The organism is Demequina sp. (genome assembly GCF_024642165.1).
Taxonomy (GTDB): domain Bacteria; phylum Actinomycetota; class Actinomycetes; order Actinomycetales; family Demequinaceae; genus Demequina.
This window is the reverse complement of sequence record NZ_JAHEBP010000002.1, coordinates 32466-49030: the sequence shown is the minus strand read 5'-3', so window position 1 is coordinate 49030 and position 16565 is coordinate 32466. Positions and strand designations below refer to the sequence as shown.

Below are 16565 nucleotides of genomic sequence, written 5' to 3'. Positions count from 1 at the left end.
CAGCAGGTCATCGACGCCGCCCACACGCACGGCCGTCGCGTCGCCTTCGTGGGCCGCTCGATGGTGCGCAACATGGGCATCGCCTCAGAGATGGGCTTCCTGCGCGTGCCCGACGGCATCCTGGTCGAACCCAAGGCGGCGGACAGCATGCCGGGCGAGAAGGTGGTCTACATGTCAACCGGCTCGCAGGGCGAGCCGATGGCCGCGCTGAGCCGGATGGCTACCGGCGACCACAAGGTCACCGTCGGGCAGGGCGACCTGGTGATCCTCGCATCGTCGCTGATCCCGGGCAACGAGAACGCGGTGTTCCGCGTGATCAACGGGCTCATGCGCCTGGGCGCCACCGTGGTCCACCAGGGCAGCGAGCGGGTCCACGTGTCGGGCCACGCGAGCGCCGGCGAGCTGCTCTACTGCTACAACATCCTGCGCCCGCGCAACGTGATGCCCATCCACGGCGAGGTGCGCCACTTGCTGGCCAACGGACGCCTGGCCATGCGCTCCGGCGTGCCGCAGGAGAACGTCATGTTCGCGGAGAACGGCACGGTGGTCGACCTCAAGGACGGCACGGCGCGCGTGGTGGGCGCGGTCGAGGCCCACAACGTGTACGTCGACGGATCGTCCGTGGGGGAGATCACGGATACCGAGCTCAAGGACCGCCGCATCCTCTCCGAGGAGGGGTTCGTCTCCGTGTTCGCGGTGGTGGACTCGAGCAACGGCCGGGTGGTGTCCGGCCCCGAGGTCCACGCGCGCGGCATCGCGGAGGACGACTCGGTGTTCGACGCCGTCCTGCCCGACATCAAGCGCGCTCTCGAGGACGCGGCACGCGGCGGCTCGACGGACACCCATCAGCTCCAACAGGTCGCGCGCCGCGTGCTCGGGCGCTACGTGGGCACCAAGTTGCGGCGCCGGCCCATGATCATCCCCGTCGTGGTCGAGGCCTGACGCTCCGGCTGCGGCCGGAACGATGCGCGCCCCACCCGGGGTGGCAACACGCCGAGGGCGTGTGCGCGCGCTAGCGTCTAGCACCATGGCACAGACGCGACAGACACGACCGGCGGCGCGGCCCTCCGCGCCGCGCGGTCAGCAGGCGCGCCGGCCCGCCTCGGGCGGCAAGGGCAAGCAGGCGGCCAAGCGACGGCCCCCCGCCGTGCTGCGTGGGATCCGCGCGGTGGGCCAGGGCGGGGCGCACGCCGTCGGCGGCGCCGTGCGGTCGATCGGCCACGGGGCGCGCGACGTGAGTCCCGCGGTACGCCGGGACGGCCTCGCCATCGTCCTCATCATCGTGGCTGTGCTGATCGCGGCGCGCGAGTGGTTCGACCTCGCCAGTTGGGCCGGCACCGCCATCCACTGGGTGGCCGCGGGTGCGTTCGGCGTGCTGGCCTTCGGGCTGCCGGTGGTGCTCCTCGCGATGGCGGTGCGGCTCATGCGCGCGCCCCAGGAGGAGACCGCCAACCATCGGATCACCCTGGGTGCACTGATGCTCGCGACCATGGTCGACGGCATCATCCACATCGCTCACGGTCAGCCCAGCCCCGTCGACGGCGCCGGTCCGCTGCAGGACGCGGGCGGCATCCTCGGCTTCCTCGTGGGCACGCCTCTGGCGTCCCTCGTCACCCCGGGCCTCGCCGTGGTGGTGCTCGTGTTGCTGTCGCTGCTGTCCGTGCTCATCATCGTGGGCGTCTCGATCCGCGAGGCCTCCGCGTGGGTCGCGGAGGTGATCCGCAACTTCCGCGGCGAGGCGACCGCCGACGAGGCGGAGCTGGACCTGCCCGAGCACCGCACGCTCGAGCGGCCCGGAGCCGCGGCGCCCCGACCGCGCCGGGGCCGAGCCCGCAGGCTGCTCGACCGCGCCCTGCATGGTCAGCAGCCCGGCGAGTCGGACGCGCTCGACTCCTACGAGGCCGACGAAGCGTTCGCGGCGGCCGCCACGGTCGAGCGGACGGACTTCGACGACCTGATCCTCGATCCGGACGGCGCGCGGCGTCCCGGCGCCGAGAGCGTGTCCCCCTACGTCGTTGCGGACGATCCGGAACCACCCACCGAGCCCCAGGCCGTCGCCACCCCCCGCGTGGGCGTGCCCGCGGCGCCCCAGGCGCCTCCTACCACCAGCATCGTCCCGCAAGGGGAGCAGGGCACCCTCGAGAACGCCACGCCGTACGAGCTGCCCACCCTCGAACTGCTGGTGAAGGGCACGCCTCACAAGGAGCGATCGGCCGCCAACGACCGCGTGGTCGCGTCGCTGACCAATGTGCTCGAGCAGTTCGGCGTTGACGCGGAGGTCACCGGCTTCACACGCGGCCCCACCGTCACGCGGTACGAGGTGGAGCTCGGCTCCGGCGTCAAGGTGGAGAAGATCACCCAGCTCAGCAAGAACATCGCCTACTCGGTGGCGAGCGCCGACGTGCGCATCCTGTCGCCCATCCCCGGCAAGTCCGCGATCGGCATCGAGATCCCCAACGTGGACCGCGAGACGGTGGCGCTGGGCGACGTGCTGCGCTCCACGGTCGCGGTGCGCAACGACCACCCCATGGCGATCGGCATCGGCAAGGACGTCGAGGGCGGCTACGTCATGGCCAACCTCGCGAAGATGCCGCACCTGCTCGTCGCCGGGGCGACCGGCGCCGGCAAGTCCTCCTTCGTCAACTCGATGATCACCTCCGTGCTCATGCGTGCCACGCCCAACGAGGTCCGCATGGTGCTGGTGGACCCCAAGCGCGTCGAGCTCACCATCTACGAGGGGATCCCGCACCTCATCACGCCCATCATCACCGACCCGAAGAAGGCCGCGCAGGCCCTCGAGTGGGTGGTGAAGGAGATGGACATGCGCTACGACGACCTGGCGCTGTTCGGCTTCAAGCACATCGACGACTTCAACAAGGCGGTGCGCGCAGGCAAGGTCAAGCCGCTGCCCGGCTCCGAGCGGAAGATCCGCACCTACCCGTATCTGCTGGTGATCGTGGACGAGCTCGCGGACCTCATGATGGTGGCGCCGCGCGACGTCGACGAGTCGATCCAGCGCATCACCCAGCTCGCGCGCGCGGCCGGCATCCACCTCGTGCTCGCCACGCAGCGACCCTCGGTCGACATCATCACGGGCACGATCAAGGCGAACGTGCCGTCGCGGCTCGCCTTCGCCACCAGCTCGCTCGCCGACAGCCGCGTGGTGCTCGACATGCCCGGCGCGGAGAAGTTGATCGGGCAGGGCGACGCGCTGTTCCTGCCCATGGGTGAGTCCAAGCCGATGCGCGTCCAGGGCTCGTGGGTATCGGAGACGGAGATTCACGCCGCCGTCGAGCACGCCAAGCGGCAGGCGAACCCGGAGTACCGCGACGACGTGATCCAGACCTCCTCCGCCGCGGTGGTCGCCGAGGACATCGGCAACGACCTCGACGATCTGCTGGCCGCCGCCGAGCTGGTCATCACCACCCAGTTGGGCTCCACATCGATGCTGCAGCGCAAGCTGAAGATGGGCTTCGCGAAGGCGGGCCGGCTGATGGATCTGCTCGAGAGCAGGGAGATCGTGGGCCCCTCGCAGGGGTCCAAGGCCCGTGACGTCTTGGTCACACCCGACGAGCTTGCCTCCACACTCGCTGTTCTCAGGGGGGACGCTGGCGATACGGTTGTCACGTCCATCGCACAACGCGAGCCTGAGGACGGGGAATGGGTGGAGTCGTAGACGGGGTCGCGCAGCCGGCGATCGTTGCCGGCATGGGCGCGCTCCTGGTCCTGCTCGCGCTGTCCGCGTTCTACTTCTTCTGGCGCTCCGGCAAGGAGCGCACGGCGCGCGACAGCGCGCTCGAGCAGGAGCGGGCGCTGCGGCGACAGTTCGAGGCCGTGATGACCTCCACCCGCGACGGAGTGCTGATCACCACCCAGACCGGGGAGGTCGCGCTCATCTCCGAGCTCGCCGCCGCGATCCTGGGCCTCTCCGCCTCCACCGCGACGGGCACCCCGCTGACCCGGTTGCCGCTGCGCACCGTCGACGCCCACCTGCGCCCCCTGCTCGCGGCGGACGCGTTCGCCGTGACCGACGGCGGCAGGCCGCGCGTGATCGGTGTGCCGGGCCGGCGAGGAACGGACGACATCCGCTGGCTGCATGTGCACGCCCGCCGCGTGGACGAGGGACCGGACGGCAGGCCGATCACCGTGACCACCGTGATGGACACCACCGGGCTGCGCGAGGCGGCCGAGGCGATCAGCAGGTCGGACGCGCAGTTCCGTCGCGCGATGGAGAATGCGCCCACCGGCATGGCGCTGGTCGACCTCGAGTGGCGACTCATGGAGGTCAACCGCGCGTTCGCGGAGATGATGGGCTCGACGGTGGCGGCGCTGCGCGGTACGCCGTTCAGCGCGCTGTCCCACCCGCAGGACCTGCAGGCCGAGCGTGACCAGCTGCAGCGGCTCTACGACGGCCATCAGAGCCACTTCTCTCTCGAGAAGCGCTACGTGCGCGCGGACGGCAACGTGGTGTGGGCGGTCCTGGACGTGGGCCTGGTGCGCTTCGCCGGCGGCGCACCCGACCACTACGTGGTCCAGCTGCGCGACACGACGGACGACCGCATGCATTCCGAGCTCCTTGCCCACCGCGCGATGCACGATCCGCTGACGGGGCTGGCGAACCGCAACCTCCTGCACGAGGTGTTGCACGACCTCCTGGAACAGCCCGACGCGGACACGCGCGTGGGCGTCATTGCGGTGGACCTCGATGGATTCAAGGGCCTCAACGATCGGTTCGGCCACGCGACAGGCGACAGCGCACTGGTGCATGTGGCGGGCATCCTCCGCTCCGCGACCGGGGGCCGCGGGACCGTCGCACGGATCGGCGGCGACGAGTTCGTCATCGCGGTGCAGGACACGGACTGCTCCAAGGCCCTGTTCGACATCGCGGCAGCGATCCACGACGGGCTGCGGCGTCCCCTGGCCGTGAAGCGGCATCAGATCCAGTTGGGCGCCTCGCTGGGCATCGCGATGGCGGACGACGAGACGATCGCGGGTGGTGGGCCCACGATCCTGAGCGCCGCAGACGCGGCGATGTACCGCGCCAAGGCCGCCGGTAAGAGCCGCACGGAGGTCTTCGAGCCGTCCATGCGGACCACCTCGGACAACCAGACCGCGCTGGCGGCGGAGCTCGCCCGGGCGATCGAGAACGGCGACCTGGTGCTGCATTACCAGCCCATTCTCGAGTTGGCGACGCGCACCGTGGTGGGCTACGAGGCGCTCGTGAGGTGGCAGCACCCCACGCGCGGGCTGCTGCTTCCGAACGCGTTCCTGCCGCTGATCGACGATCGCGGGCTCTCGGTCACGCTCGGCACTGCGCTCGTCGAGCAGGCCGCCAAGTTCCTGGGGCGCAGCCCGTCCGACACGGCATGGGTGTCGCTCAACGTGTCAGCCGACCAGCTCGGGGACTCCGAATTCGCGGATCGGGTGCTCACGGCGATCGGGCGCCACCATCTGAGCCCGCAGCGCGTGGTGGTCGAGCTCACCGAGGCGTCGCTGGTGGCCCCGAACACCCGGGTCCGTCACGAGTTGACGGAACTGCGCAACGCCGGGGTGCCGATCCTGCTCGACGACTTCGGGACCGGGGTCTCGCCGCTGTCGTACCTGCGCGACCTCCCGGTGTCGGGGGTCAAGCTCGACATGTCCTTCGTCGCGGGCATCCCCGAGGATCCGGCAGGCGCGCGAGTGTCGCGTGCGCTCGGCGCCCTCGCCCGGGAGCTTGGCCTCGCCACCATCGCCGAGGGCATCGAGACCGAGGCGCAGGCGCAGTTCCTGTCGCGCTGCGGATGGCGTTACGGCCAGGGCTGGCTGTTCGGCGTGGCCCAGCCCGCCGCAACCGTGCTCTCGGCCCACCCGCACCTGGGCACCAGCCTCATCGATCCGCGCCCGCAGGAGCTGGACGAGTCGATCGGCGAGCACGAGCCTCTGGTCTAGGCGCAGCCCGCGACACCGGCGAGCGACCGCGGGCGACCGCGCGGTCAGGCCGCCCGTCAGGCAGCCCGTCAGGCCGCGGAGATCCTGAGCTGGGCGTACATCTGGTCCGCGAGGCGCTCGGCGGGCTCCGTCCGCTCGGGCGCCTGCGTGCCCGCCGCCTCGCGCACCAACGCGAGCCGGTCCGCCACCTGTGAGGCGCTGAGCGTGCCGGCGCCGTCGGTGATGTCCGCCAGCGCGTGCATGGTGTGGCCGTCCCGCTTGTCGACGGTGATCGCCGTCCATTGGGCGCCCACCGCCACGCCGCCATCGGGATCCACCTCGAACGTCGCCGTGAGAAGCAGCCCATTCGACGTCTGCGGAACGCAGCAGTTCGAGTCCTGGTTCGACAGGAAGTTGCCCAGCCCGAACGCCGTCCACATGCCGTCGCCGTCGGGCCCGCCCGGGAGCAGCTCGATCGGCTGAGGCACGTGGGCGTGGTGGCCGATGTAGAGGTCGACGGCGCCGGACTCCGCGATCTGCTCGGCGATGCTGCGCTGAGCGTCGGTGGGTGCGGTCCGGTATTCGACGCAGCAGTGCACCGATGCGACCACCACGTCCGCGCCGTCCGCGCGCGCCTTCTCCGCCGCGGCGATGATGGGTCCCGCGTCCGCGCCGTCCGCGTCGAAGAGGTTCACCTCCCACGGCTCCCGCACGGGCAGTCCGTTGGTGCCGTAGGCGAAGCTGATGTGGGCCACCTTGACGGTGCGGGTGCCCGTGCGCACCGAGTAGAAGCTGGTGCGCGCGCCTTCGTCGGCGCTGCGCGCGGTGCCCGCGTGCTGGAGGCGGTTCGCGTCGAACGCCGCGAGCGTCGCCTCGACCCCCGAAAGCCCCTTGTCGACGCTGTGGTTCGACGCGGTCGAGCATCCATCCCAGCCCACGGCTTTGAGGTCCCGCACCAGCGCGTCCGGCGCGGAGAAGACGGGGTACCCGGTGGGCTTGGTGCCCGCGGGCGCCACGGGTACCTCCATGTGGCACAGCGCGAGGTCCGCGCCCTCGATGTACGGCTGCACGCCCGCCATGAGCGCGGTGAAGTCGTAGCCGCCATCCACCGCGGCCGATGCGTTGACGGGGGAGTGGGGGAGCACGTCGCCCGCGGCGACCAGGGTGAACCGCACGGGCCCCGCCGGAGCGGGAGCGGGTGGCGAGGGCGACAGCACCGGCGCGGGCTGCGCCTCTGCGGTCACGCTCGCGACCGGGAGGGACGATGCGTCCGCCTCGGCCGCGGCGACGTCGGAGGTCGACAACTGGCGGGCGCCCACCAGGCCGAGAGCCACGCCCGCGAGGGCGGCAATCGCGACGACCCCGCCGAGTGCCACGGGGGCGCCGCGACGGCGCGTGTGCCCGGTGCGCCCCGCGTCTGCCATGGCACCAGTATCGCAAGCCCGCCGGTGGCGGGCGTCACCGTCGCCGGGCGCGACGGTGACGCGCGCGCACTAGGGTGTGTGCGTGACCTCCGCTCTGCCCAACGTGCTCACCGTCGCGCGCCTGGTCGCCGTGCCGGTGTTCGTCGCGTTGATGCTGCTCGATGAGGGACGCGAGGGCTCGGCGCGGTGGTGGGCGGTCGCGGTGTTCATGGTGGCGGCGGCGACCGACTACCTCGACGGCTATCTGGCGCGCCGATGGCGGGTGGTGAGCGCCTTCGGCAAGTTGGCGGACCCGATCGCCGACAAGGCGCTGGTGCTGGGCGCGCTCGTCATGCTGGTCATCGTCGACGGGATCCCCTGGTGGCCCGTCGCGATCATCGCGGCTCGCGAGGTGTGGGTGACGGTCGGGCGGCTCCTCGTCGCTGGCGACACGGTCATCGCCGCCTCGCGCGGTGGCAAGGTCAAGACGCTGGCGCAGCTGCTCGCGGTCTGGCTGTATCTGCTGCCCGGGATGCCCGCGGGGGTCGACGTGGCCGCGTGGTGGGTGCTCCTCGTCGCCACCGCGCTCGCGCTCGTCACCGGCGTCGACTACACGGTGAAGATCGTCGAGGCCGCGCGGCACCAACGGGCGGGCGGACGTGCCACGGCCTGAGGACGTCATCGCGTCGCTGATCCGGCACGGAGCGTCGATCGCGACCGCGGAGTCGGTGACCGGGGGGGCGGTGTGCGCCGCGCTCGTCTCGGTGCCCGGTGCCTCGACAGTGGTCCGCGGCGGCATCGTCGCCTACAGCGCGGCGGCGAAGGCGTCCCTGCTGGGCGTCGATCCCGCATTGATTCGCGCGTCGGGTCTGGTGTCCACGGAGGTCGCGCTCGCGATGGCGCGAGGCTGCCGGGAGGCCACCGGCGCCAGCGTGGTGGTGTCGACCACGGGTGCAGCCGGACCCGATCCGCACGACGGTGCCCCCGCCGGGCGCGTGTGCCTCGCGGTCGTGGGGCCGTCGTATCAGCGCTGCACCCAGATCGATCTCGCGGGCGACCGCGACGCGGTGCGGGCCGGGGCCGTCGACGCGGCGCTCGCGCTGGTCGCCGAGGTTCTCGCGGACGACGTCACGCTGATGTAACGCGGGCGCCACGGGCCCGGAACAAGGGTGGGGTATCGTGCGTTGTGTCAGACATGGACAAGGGCCGCATGATGACGATGAGGGGAGGGCGCATGCCTGTGCTTCGCAACGAGATCGGCGATGTGTTGCGCGACGCGCGCCTCACGCAGGGCAAGACCCTGCGCGACATCTCGTCAGGAGCACGCGTGTCGCTCGGCTACCTCTCCGAGGTGGAGCGGGGCCAGAAGGAGGCGTCCTCGGAGTTGCTCGCGTCGATCTGCGACGCGCTCGAGATGCCCATGTCGACCATCCTGCGCGAGGTGTCCGACCGCTTCGAGGCGGCGGAGACCCTCGAGACCGTGCCGATGATGCCCTCGATCCCGGACACCGTTCCCGAGCTTCTCAGCTCGATGCGCTCCCGCTAGGGACGTGCGCCTCAGCGAGTTCTGGGACCTCGCCGACGCCGTCTTCGGCTCGGCCTACTCGCGCACTCTTGCGCGCGAACTCGCCCTCACGGGTCTGGATTCCCAGACCCCGGCGCAGGCCCTCGAGGCCGGTCGCGCTCCGCGTGACGTCTGGCACGCGTGGTGCGAGCAGATGGAGGTGCCGCTGAGCCGGCGTGACGGCGGGGACCGTGAGCGAATGGTGCCGCCGCCGCGGCACTGACCGCCGCATCGTCTCGACACGGCGTGTCGCACCCGCTCGAACACGCGTTCGATTACTGTGGTCCCCAGGACACCGCGCGGCGTGAACGCTCCCCGGCGGACGGCCGACTCGGCGCCGGTGTCGGAGGTGCGGCGTAGCGTCGTCCTCGACACACGGCAGGGATGCCCTCGACGGACAAGGAAGCGATATGGCACAGGCAGCGGACCGCGGCAAGGCCCTCGAGGCGGCGCTCGGGCAGATCGATCGGCAGTTCGGCAAGGGCTCGGCCATGCGCCTGGGTGAGCAGCACCGGGTGGCGGTCGAGGCGATCCCCACGGGCTCGATCGCGCTGGACATCGCGCTCGGCATCGGCGGCCTCCCGCGCGGCCGCATCGTGGAGATCTATGGCCCCGAGTCATCCGGAAAGACCACGGTGGCGCTGCACGCGGTCGCGAGCGCGCAGCGTGCCGGGGGCACCGCGGCGTTCATCGACGCGGAGCACGCGCTCGACCCCGAGTACGCCAGGAAGCTGGGCGTGGACACCGACAACCTCATCGTGTCGCAGCCGGACACCGGCGAACAGGCGCTTGAGATCGCGGACATCCTGATCCGCTCCGGCGGCATCGACATCCTCGTCATCGACTCGGTGGCCGCGCTGGTGCCCAAGGCCGAGATCGAGGGCGAGATGGGAGACAGCCACGTGGGCCTCCAGGCCCGGCTGATGTCGCAGGCGCTGCGCAAGATCACGGGTGCACTGAGCAACACCGGCACCACGGCGATCTTCATCAACCAGCTGCGCGAGAAGATCGGCGTGTTCTTCGGCAGTCCCGAGACCACCACCGGCGGCAAGGCGCTCAAGTTCTACGCCTCCGTTCGGCTCGACGTGCGTCGCATCGAGACCCTCAAGGAGGGAACCGAGCCCGTCGGCAACCGGACGCGCGTCAAGGTGGTCAAGAACAAGATGGCACCGCCCTTCAAGCAGGCCGAGTTCGACATCCTCTACGGCCAGGGCATCTCGAAGGAGGGCGGCATCATCGACCTCGGCGTCGAGCACGGCTTCGTCAAGAAGTCCGGCGCCTGGTACACCTACGAGGGCGATCAGTTGGGTCAGGGCAAGGAGAACGCTCGCAACTTCCTCAAGGACAACCCTCAGCTGGCCGACGAGATCGAGCGCAAGGTCAAGACCAAGCTCGGCGTGGGCCTGGACGTCGGCGCGGAGGCTCAGGAGCTCGAGGACCTGACCGCCGCCCCGATTCCCGACGCCGATCCCGCCCCGGCTCCGGCCGCGCGGAAGGGTCGCACCGACTTCTAGCCGATGACGGATTCAGCAGCGGTCCCGCGGGGCCGGCGGTCGTCGACACGCCGGCCCGCGAGGGACGGCGCCTCCTCCGGGAGCGCTCGCCCTACCGACGGACCGGTCAACGAGCGCGAGCGGGCGCGCGAGATCGCGCTGCGGATCCTCACCCACTCCGCTCGCTCATCGGCGCAGCTGCGGGAGGGGCTGATCTCCCGCGACGTCGCTCCCGAGATCGCCGACGAACTCGTCGCGCGATACGCGGACGTCGGTCTGCTCGACGATGCCGCGCTGGCCGCGACCATCGTCCGTACTCGCCACGCGGAGCGCGGCCAGTCGCGGCGGGCCATCCACCAGGAACTTCGGCGCAAGGGCTTCGACGAGCAGGACATCGGCACGGCACTGGCTCAGATCGACGAGGACGATGAGCGTGAGAGAGCCGCGGAGCTCGCCCGGCGACGTTGGGCACAGCTCTCGTCCCAGCCCACGGAGGCGCGCATCCGGCGAGTGGTCGCCATGCTCGGTCGCAAGGGGTATTCGAGTTCTCTCGCCTTCTCCCTCGTGAAAGACTTGCGTGGTGCCGATAACGGAGACGAATAGTCCCGAGTAGACGAGGAGTGGCCGGTGGGGCAGACGTTGACCATCCTGCTGCTGCTCGGCGCCAGCCTCGTGTCGCTGCTCTTGGTCATGTTCGCGAGGCGGGAGGCGCGAGTCGAGCGCGAGGCCGCGCGCCACGACGCCGAGCTGCTGCGGGAGGACGCGCAAGCGCGTCTCGCGGAGGCGAAGCGCCGCGAGGCCCTGACGCTGGATCGCGAGAAGGAGATCTCCTCGGATCACCGCCACGCTCAGCAGTACGCGCGCGCGCTCGAGGAGCGTGCGTCGGTGGTCGCGCGCGACGAGAAGCGGCTGGCCGCGGAGCGTGCGCGCATCGAGGATGAACGCACCCTGGCGCTCGCGACGGTCGCCGAGACCACCCCGGGCGAGGCCCGCGCCGAGCTGACCGCGGCCATCGTGTCCGACGCGCGCTCGGCGGCGGCCGTCGAACTGCGCAGGCTCGAGCGTCGCACCCATGCGCAGGCGGACGCGCGCGCCAGGGAGATCCTGGTCGAGGCGATGCAGCGGCAGACCGCCGCAACCTCGTCGGAGAGCGCATCGACATGGATCGACCTGCCGAGCGAGGAGATGAAGGGCCGGATCATCGGCCGCGAGGGCCGCAACATCCGTGCCTTCGAGGCCCTGACCGGGGTCAACGTGATCGTCGAGGAGGGCGTGGACGCCGTCCAACTGTCCTGCTTCGACCCCGAGCGGCGCGAGATCGCAGAGGTCACTCTCGCGGCCCTGGTCGAGGATGGCCGGATCCAGCCGCAGCGGGTGGAGGCGGCGTACGCGCGCGCGGTCGCGGGATCCTTCCAACGACACACCGCGGCGGGTCTCGACGCCCTGTCCGAGTCGGGCGTCACGGGAGTCACGTCCGAGCTGGTCGAGGTGCTGGGCCGACTACGACTACGGACCTCGTACGGGCAGAATGTGTTGGCGCACCTGGTCGAGACGTCTCAGATCGCCGCCGACATCGCCCGTGCCGTGGGCGCGGACGTCGAGGTCGCCAGGCGCGGCGCGCTGCTGCATGACATCGGCAAGGCCCTGACGCACGAGCACGAGGGCACGCACGCAGCGCTGGGCGCCCGGCTCGCGGCAGAGCAGGGGGAGGACCCGGCGGTGGTGAACGCCATCGCCGCGCACCACGATGAGGTGCCGCAGGAGTCCGTCGAGGCGGTGATCGTGCAGGTCGCGGACGCGCTCTCGGCGTCACGTCCGGGAGCCCGGCGTGAGGATCTCGAGAACTACGTGAATCGCATGGAACACCTGGAACGGTTGGTGCTTGAGCATCACGGTGTGACCCGCGTGCTAGCGATGGCCGCCGGTCGCGAGGTCCGCGTGATCGTGGAGCCCGAGGACGTCGACGACGCCGGTACCCAGTCGCTGGCCCGTACAATTGCCGAGCACATCAGCAAGGACTTCACGTTCCCCGGAGAGATCAAGGTGACGGTGATCCGCGAACTTCGCGCGGACGCGGTCGCAGGCTAGAGATGACTGACACCACGCTCGCACCCACGTACCTGGTCAGGACGCTCGGATGCCAGATGAACGTGCACGATTCCGAGCACATGGCCGGACTCCTCGAGGGCGCTGGCTATACGGCCGCGCCCGTGGGAGCCGAGGTCGCGGACGTCGTGGTCATCAACACCTGCGCGGTGCGCGAGAACGCGGCCAACCGTCTTTACGGCAACCTGGGCCAACTCGCGCCCGTCAAGGCCGCGCGGCCGGGCATGCAGATCGCCGTGGGCGGGTGTCTCGCGCAGAAGGACCGCGGCGAGATCGTCGACCGCGCGCCGTGGGTGGACGTCGTGTTCGGCACCCACAACATCGACGTGCTGCCCGCGCTTCTGGATCGCGCTCGCCACAACGCCACGGCGCAGGTCGAGATCGAGGAGTCCCTCCAGGTCTTCCCGTCGACGCTGCCGTCGCGCCGCGACGCGATCGCCTCCGCCTGGGTGTCGATCTCCGTTGGGTGCAACAACACCTGCACCTTCTGCATCGTGCCGTCCCTGCGCGGGAAGGAGCGGGACCGGCGCCCGGGTGAGGTGCTCGCCGAGGTGGGCGCGCTCGTGTCCCAGGGCGCCGTCGAGGTCACGCTGCTGGGGCAGAACGTCAACTCGTACGGGGTCGAATTCGGCGACCGCGGCGCGTTCGCCAAGCTGCTGCGCGCGTGCGGGGAGATCGAAGGACTCGAGCGCGTCAGGTTCACGTCGCCCCACCCCGCCGCGTTCACGGACGACGTGATCGACGCCATGGCCGAGACGCCCAACGTGATGCCCAGCCTTCACATGCCCCTGCAGTCCGGCTCGGATCGGATCCTTCGCGCCATGCGCCGCTCCTACAGGTCGGACCGCTATCTGGGGATCCTCGACCGGGTCCGCGCCGTCATGCCGCACGCGTCGATCACCACCGACATCATCGTCGGGTTCCCCGGCGAGACGGAGGAGGACTTCGCCGAGACGCTGCGAGTGGTCGAGGCCGCTCGTTTCACCTCTGCGTTCACCTTCCAGTACTCCCCGCGACCCGGCACGCCCGCGTACGAGCTCGAGGCGCCGCCCAAGGCCGTGGTGCAGGAGCGTTTCGAGCGCCTGCTGGCGCTCCAGGATCGGATCGCCCTCGACGACTCGCGGGCGCTGGTGGGCCGCGACGTGGAGCTCATGGTGCTCGATGGCGCCCGTCGCAAGGACGATGCGTCCGCACGGATGAGCGGTCGCGAGCCCGGCAACCGGCTGGTCCACTTCTCCGTGCCGGACGGCGCCGCCGCCGCGCCGGGAGACGCGCCACGTCCTGGTGACATGGTCACCGTGCGCGTGACCCACGCCGCCCCGTACTACCTGATCGCGGACTCCGCGCTCGACGGCGGGCCGTACGCGGTCCGTCGCACCCGCGCGGGCGACGCCTGGGATGCCGTCCAGCGCGGCGACCACAGCCACGAGGGTGGCGACGCATGCGGCACGCCCGCTCCCGCCGGCCCCGTCGGGCTGGGCATCCCTACGCTGCGACCCGCGTGACCCTCGAGCGGGACGGGGCTCACGCTCCCGCGGTCATCGCGATCGTGGGGGCCACCGCGACGGGCAAGTCCGCCGTGAGCCTCGCGCTGGCCGACTCGCTGGACGGCGAGGTGGTCAACGCCGATGCGATGCAGTTCTACCGCGGCATGGACATCGGCACCGCGAAGCTGACTCCGGCGGAGCGCCGGGGGATCCCGCATCACCAACTCGACACCCTCGACGTCCGTCAGGACGCGTCGGTGGCGCGCTTCCAGGAGCAGGCGCGCTCCGACATCGCGGCGATCCACGCGCGCGGGCGGCGCGCGATCGTGGTGGGAGGCTCCGGCCTGTACCTGCGCGCGCTGCTCGACCGGTTCGACTTCCCCGGCACGGACCCGGAACTGCGTGCACACCTCGAGGCTCGCGCCGCGAGCGAGGGACCCGGCGTGCTCCACCGCGAGCTCGCCGCGCTCGACCCCACGGCCGCAGCCAAGATCCCCGTGCAGAACGTCAAGCGGCTGGTGCGAGCCCTCGAGATCATCCGCCTCACCGGTTCGACGCAGAGCTCGCTGCCACGCCACGAGTACGCCGCGCCCGCGGTGCAGATCGCCCTGGAGCTGCCGTACGAGGTCCTGGACGCGCGCATCGCGCACCGCGTGGAGACGATGTGGGACGCGGGCCTGGTCGACGAGGTTCGCGGGCTCGAGGGCCGCGGGCTCCGCGACGGAGTCACCGCCCGACGGGCGGTCGGGTATGCGGAGACGCTCCGGCTCCTCGCCGGAGAGCTCGACGAGGACGAGGCGCGGGCACTCGTCGCGCAGAACACCCGTCGCCTCGCCCGCCGCCAGCACACGTGGTTCCGGCCGGACCCGCGCGTCCGCTGGATCGCGGCGCCCGCCGACCACGGGGATGTCCCCCGCGCCGCGCGCGACGCAGCGGCCCTGGTCAGCGAGGCCGATGCGACGCCCGGGCCCCCGTGACCCACGTACCCTGGACGCCATGACCACGCTCGCCTTCACCAAGGGCCACGGCACGGAGAACGACTTCGTGCTGCTGTACGACCCGGACGGCGCCGTCGCACTGGACGCGGACGCGGTGCGCTTCCTGTGCGACCGACGGGCCGGCATCGGCGGCGACGGGGTGATTCGCGCGGTCCGCGCGGGTTCCATCGACGCGGGCGGGGAACTCGACCAGCAGACATGGTTCATGGACTACTGGAACTCGGACGGCACCACCTCGGAGATGTGCGGCAACGGCGCCCGGGTGTTCGGCGCCTTCCTCGAGGCGGAGGCGTCGGCGGACCTCTCCGCGGGTCTCGACTTCGGGACGCGCGGCGGGCCGCGCACCGTGACCGCGCTCGGCGACGGCCGCTACGCGATCGGCATGGGGCCCCACCGCGTGGGAGACGCCAGCGACGGCTTCGACTCCGAGGTCGCGGCGCGCGGTCTGGACCCGGTGCGCCCGGCGCTGTCCGTCGACCTGGGTAACCCTCACAATGTGGTTGCTCTTGCGGACATCTCCGAGCTCGAGGCGCTCGACCTCACCGTGGCCCCCCAGGTGCACCCCGTGCCGCCGCTGGGCACGAACGTGGAGTTCGCCGTCGCGTTGGGTTTTGAGAACGTGGACGGTGAGACGCGCGGGCGGGTGCGCATGCGCGTTCACGAGCGCGGGTCCGGGGAGACCCGCTCGTGCGGCACGGGCGCGTGCGCCGTCGCGTTGGCGATGCGTGCCTGGGCCGGTCCCGGCGCGCCGGACACCTGGGACATCGAGGTGCCGGGCGGCGAGGTCACCGTGCGCATCACGGACGCGACGTCCGTGCTCGAGGGGCCCGCGGTCCTGGTCGCCACGGGGACCGTGGAAATGCCCGCGGCCTGAGAATGCGCCAGGTCGAGCCCGGCGCCGACGGAGTGGCGCGGATTCATCCCGAGAACCCGGCCGAATGGCGCGCCTGGCTCGCCGCCCACCACGCGACGTCTCCAGGCGTGTGGGTGGTTCGGTGGCGAGCCGTGCACGGCGAGGTTCCGGTCGACTACGACGCCCTGGTCCGGGGCGCGCTGTGCTTCGGCTGGGTGGACTCGAAGCCGCGCAAGCTCGACGCCGAGCGGACCATGCTCTACTTCTCCCCGCGCAGGCCCGGTTCCGGTTGGGCCCGACCGAACAAGCTGCGCATCGCGGAACTCGAGGCCGCCGGGCTGATGGCGCCCGCGGGTATCGCGGTGGTCGTGCGCGCCCGTGCCGACGGCACGTGGACCATGCTCGACGATGTGGAGGAGGCGCTCGTGCCTGCGGACCTCGAGGCGGAGTTCGGCCTCTGGCCCGGCGCGCGAGAGAGATGGGAGGGCTTCCCGCCCTCCGTTCGCAAGGGGATCCTCCAGTGGATCGTGCAGGCACGGCGCCCGGAGACGCGCGCGCGTCGAGTGGCAGAGACAGCGGAGAAGGCATCCCGCGGCGAGCGTGCGAACGAGTGGCGGCCGCGGTCGTGAGTCAGGCGCGCGTGAGGCGCAGCACCCGGAAGCCCTTGGAGTTCGCGATGCGGTCGACGTCGCCCCACCCCTGATCGCCGATCCACCGGGCGAGAGACTCGGCTCCCAGGTTCTTCTGCACC

At 71.3% G+C, this 16565-nt stretch carries 15 protein-coding genes; 14 read left to right on the top strand and 1 reads right to left on the bottom strand.

Going from position 1 to position 16565, the window contains the following annotated elements; translation table 11 throughout:
- The 3 genes from Q0L54_RS00555 to Q0L54_RS00545 form a co-directional block, all read left to right on the top strand.
- Nucleotides 1–942, top strand: a 942-nt coding sequence (locus tag Q0L54_RS00555; RefSeq protein ID WP_296664522.1) for a ribonuclease J, incomplete at its 5' end; no start/stop codon positions are given.
- Between the two features lie 85 nt (nucleotides 943–1027).
- A complete protein-coding gene (locus Q0L54_RS00550) occupies nucleotides 1028–3676 on the top strand; it encodes a DNA translocase FtsK (RefSeq protein ID WP_296664520.1) in 2649 nt (882 codons plus the stop codon).
- Nucleotides 3661–5931, top strand: coding sequence for an EAL domain-containing protein (locus tag Q0L54_RS00545; protein WP_296664518.1), 2271 nt, complete (start codon nucleotides 3661–3663; stop codon nucleotides 5929–5931). The genes Q0L54_RS00550 and Q0L54_RS00545 overlap by 16 nt, the downstream gene beginning before the upstream one ends.
- A gap of 68 nt (nucleotides 5932–5999) precedes the next feature.
- Here the strand turns inward: Q0L54_RS00545 and Q0L54_RS00540 are convergent, their stop codons facing one another.
- Complete coding sequence (locus tag Q0L54_RS00540) at nucleotides 6000–7334, bottom strand: CapA family protein (protein ID WP_296664517.1); 1335 nt, start codon at nucleotides 7332–7334, stop codon at nucleotides 6000–6002.
- Between the two features lie 82 nt (nucleotides 7335–7416).
- On the opposite strand from Q0L54_RS00540, the gene pgsA reads away from it, so the two are divergent.
- The 11 genes from pgsA (at nucleotide 7417) to Q0L54_RS00485 (ending at nucleotide 16443) form a co-directional block, all read left to right on the top strand.
- Nucleotides 7417–7986 carry a CDP-diacylglycerol--glycerol-3-phosphate 3-phosphatidyltransferase gene (gene pgsA / locus Q0L54_RS00535; protein WP_296664515.1) on the top strand — a complete coding sequence of 190 codons (570 nt, stop codon included), beginning with the start codon at nucleotides 7417–7419 and terminating at the stop codon, nucleotides 7984–7986.
- A complete protein-coding gene (locus Q0L54_RS00530) occupies nucleotides 7973–8455 on the top strand; it encodes a CinA family protein (protein WP_296664513.1) in 483 nt (160 codons plus the stop codon). Before pgsA ends, Q0L54_RS00530 begins: the two co-directional genes overlap by 14 nt.
- A gap of 92 nt (nucleotides 8456–8547) precedes the next feature.
- A complete protein-coding gene (locus Q0L54_RS00525; protein ID WP_296664512.1) occupies nucleotides 8548–8859 on the top strand; it encodes a helix-turn-helix transcriptional regulator in 312 nt (103 codons plus the stop codon).
- Nucleotides 8860–8863: 4 nt separating this feature from the next.
- Nucleotides 8864–9100, top strand: a complete 237-nt coding sequence (locus Q0L54_RS00520; protein ID WP_296664510.1) for a DUF3046 domain-containing protein — start codon at nucleotides 8864–8866, stop codon at nucleotides 9098–9100.
- 187 nt (nucleotides 9101–9287) lie between these two features.
- Complete coding sequence (recA, locus tag Q0L54_RS00515) at nucleotides 9288–10391, top strand: recombinase RecA (RefSeq protein WP_296664508.1); 1104 nt, start codon at nucleotides 9288–9290, stop codon at nucleotides 10389–10391.
- 3 nt (nucleotides 10392–10394) lie between these two features.
- Nucleotides 10395–10973 (top strand): regulatory protein RecX, encoded by a 579-nt coding sequence (locus Q0L54_RS00510; protein ID WP_296664506.1) that lies wholly within the window; start codon nucleotides 10395–10397, stop codon nucleotides 10971–10973.
- A gap of 24 nt (nucleotides 10974–10997) precedes the next feature.
- Complete coding sequence (gene rny, locus Q0L54_RS00505) at nucleotides 10998–12458, top strand: ribonuclease Y (protein WP_296664504.1); 1461 nt, start codon at nucleotides 10998–11000, stop codon at nucleotides 12456–12458.
- A 2-nt stretch (nucleotides 12459–12460) separates the two neighbouring features.
- Nucleotides 12461–13981, top strand: a complete 1521-nt coding sequence (gene miaB / locus Q0L54_RS00500) for a tRNA (N6-isopentenyl adenosine(37)-C2)-methylthiotransferase MiaB (protein ID WP_296664502.1) — start codon at nucleotides 12461–12463, stop codon at nucleotides 13979–13981.
- On the top strand, nucleotides 13978–14940 hold the full coding sequence (gene miaA, locus Q0L54_RS00495; protein WP_296664500.1) for a tRNA (adenosine(37)-N6)-dimethylallyltransferase MiaA: 963 nt from the start codon (nucleotides 13978–13980) through the stop codon (nucleotides 14938–14940). The genes miaB and miaA overlap by 4 nt, the downstream gene beginning before the upstream one ends.
- Before the next feature lie 19 nt (nucleotides 14941–14959).
- Nucleotides 14960–15835 (top strand): diaminopimelate epimerase, encoded by an 876-nt coding sequence (gene dapF / locus Q0L54_RS00490; protein WP_296664499.1) that lies wholly within the window; start codon nucleotides 14960–14962, stop codon nucleotides 15833–15835.
- 2 nt (nucleotides 15836–15837) lie between these two features.
- Entirely contained in the window at nucleotides 15838–16443 is a 606-nt protein-coding gene (locus Q0L54_RS00485) for a YdeI family protein (protein ID WP_296664497.1), read from the top strand.
- Nucleotides 16444–16565 lie beyond the last annotated feature (122 nt).

Bases quoted from the DNA above. Each gene is read 5' to 3' on its own strand.
- Q0L54_RS00550 (WP_296664520.1), top strand. From the start codon at position 1,028: ATGGCACAGACGCGACAGACACGACCGGCGGCGCGGCCCTCCGCGCCG.
- Q0L54_RS00545 (WP_296664518.1), top strand. From the start codon at position 3,661: ATGGGTGGAGTCGTAGACGGGGTCGCGCAGCCGGCGATCGTTGCCGGC.
- Q0L54_RS00540 (WP_296664517.1), bottom strand. From the start codon at position 7,334: ATGGCAGACGCGGGGCGCACCGGGCACACGCGCCGTCGCGGCGCCCCC.
- Q0L54_RS00525 (WP_296664512.1), top strand. From the start codon at position 8,548: ATGCCTGTGCTTCGCAACGAGATCGGCGATGTGTTGCGCGACGCGCGC.
- recA (WP_296664508.1), top strand. From the start codon at position 9,288: ATGGCACAGGCAGCGGACCGCGGCAAGGCCCTCGAGGCGGCGCTCGGG.
- Q0L54_RS00510 (WP_296664506.1), top strand. From the start codon at position 10,395: ATGACGGATTCAGCAGCGGTCCCGCGGGGCCGGCGGTCGTCGACACGC.
- miaB (WP_296664502.1), top strand. From the start codon at position 12,461: ATGACTGACACCACGCTCGCACCCACGTACCTGGTCAGGACGCTCGGA.
- dapF (WP_296664499.1), top strand. From the start codon at position 14,960: ATGACCACGCTCGCCTTCACCAAGGGCCACGGCACGGAGAACGACTTC.
- Q0L54_RS00485 (WP_296664497.1), top strand. From the start codon at position 15,838: ATGCGCCAGGTCGAGCCCGGCGCCGACGGAGTGGCGCGGATTCATCCC.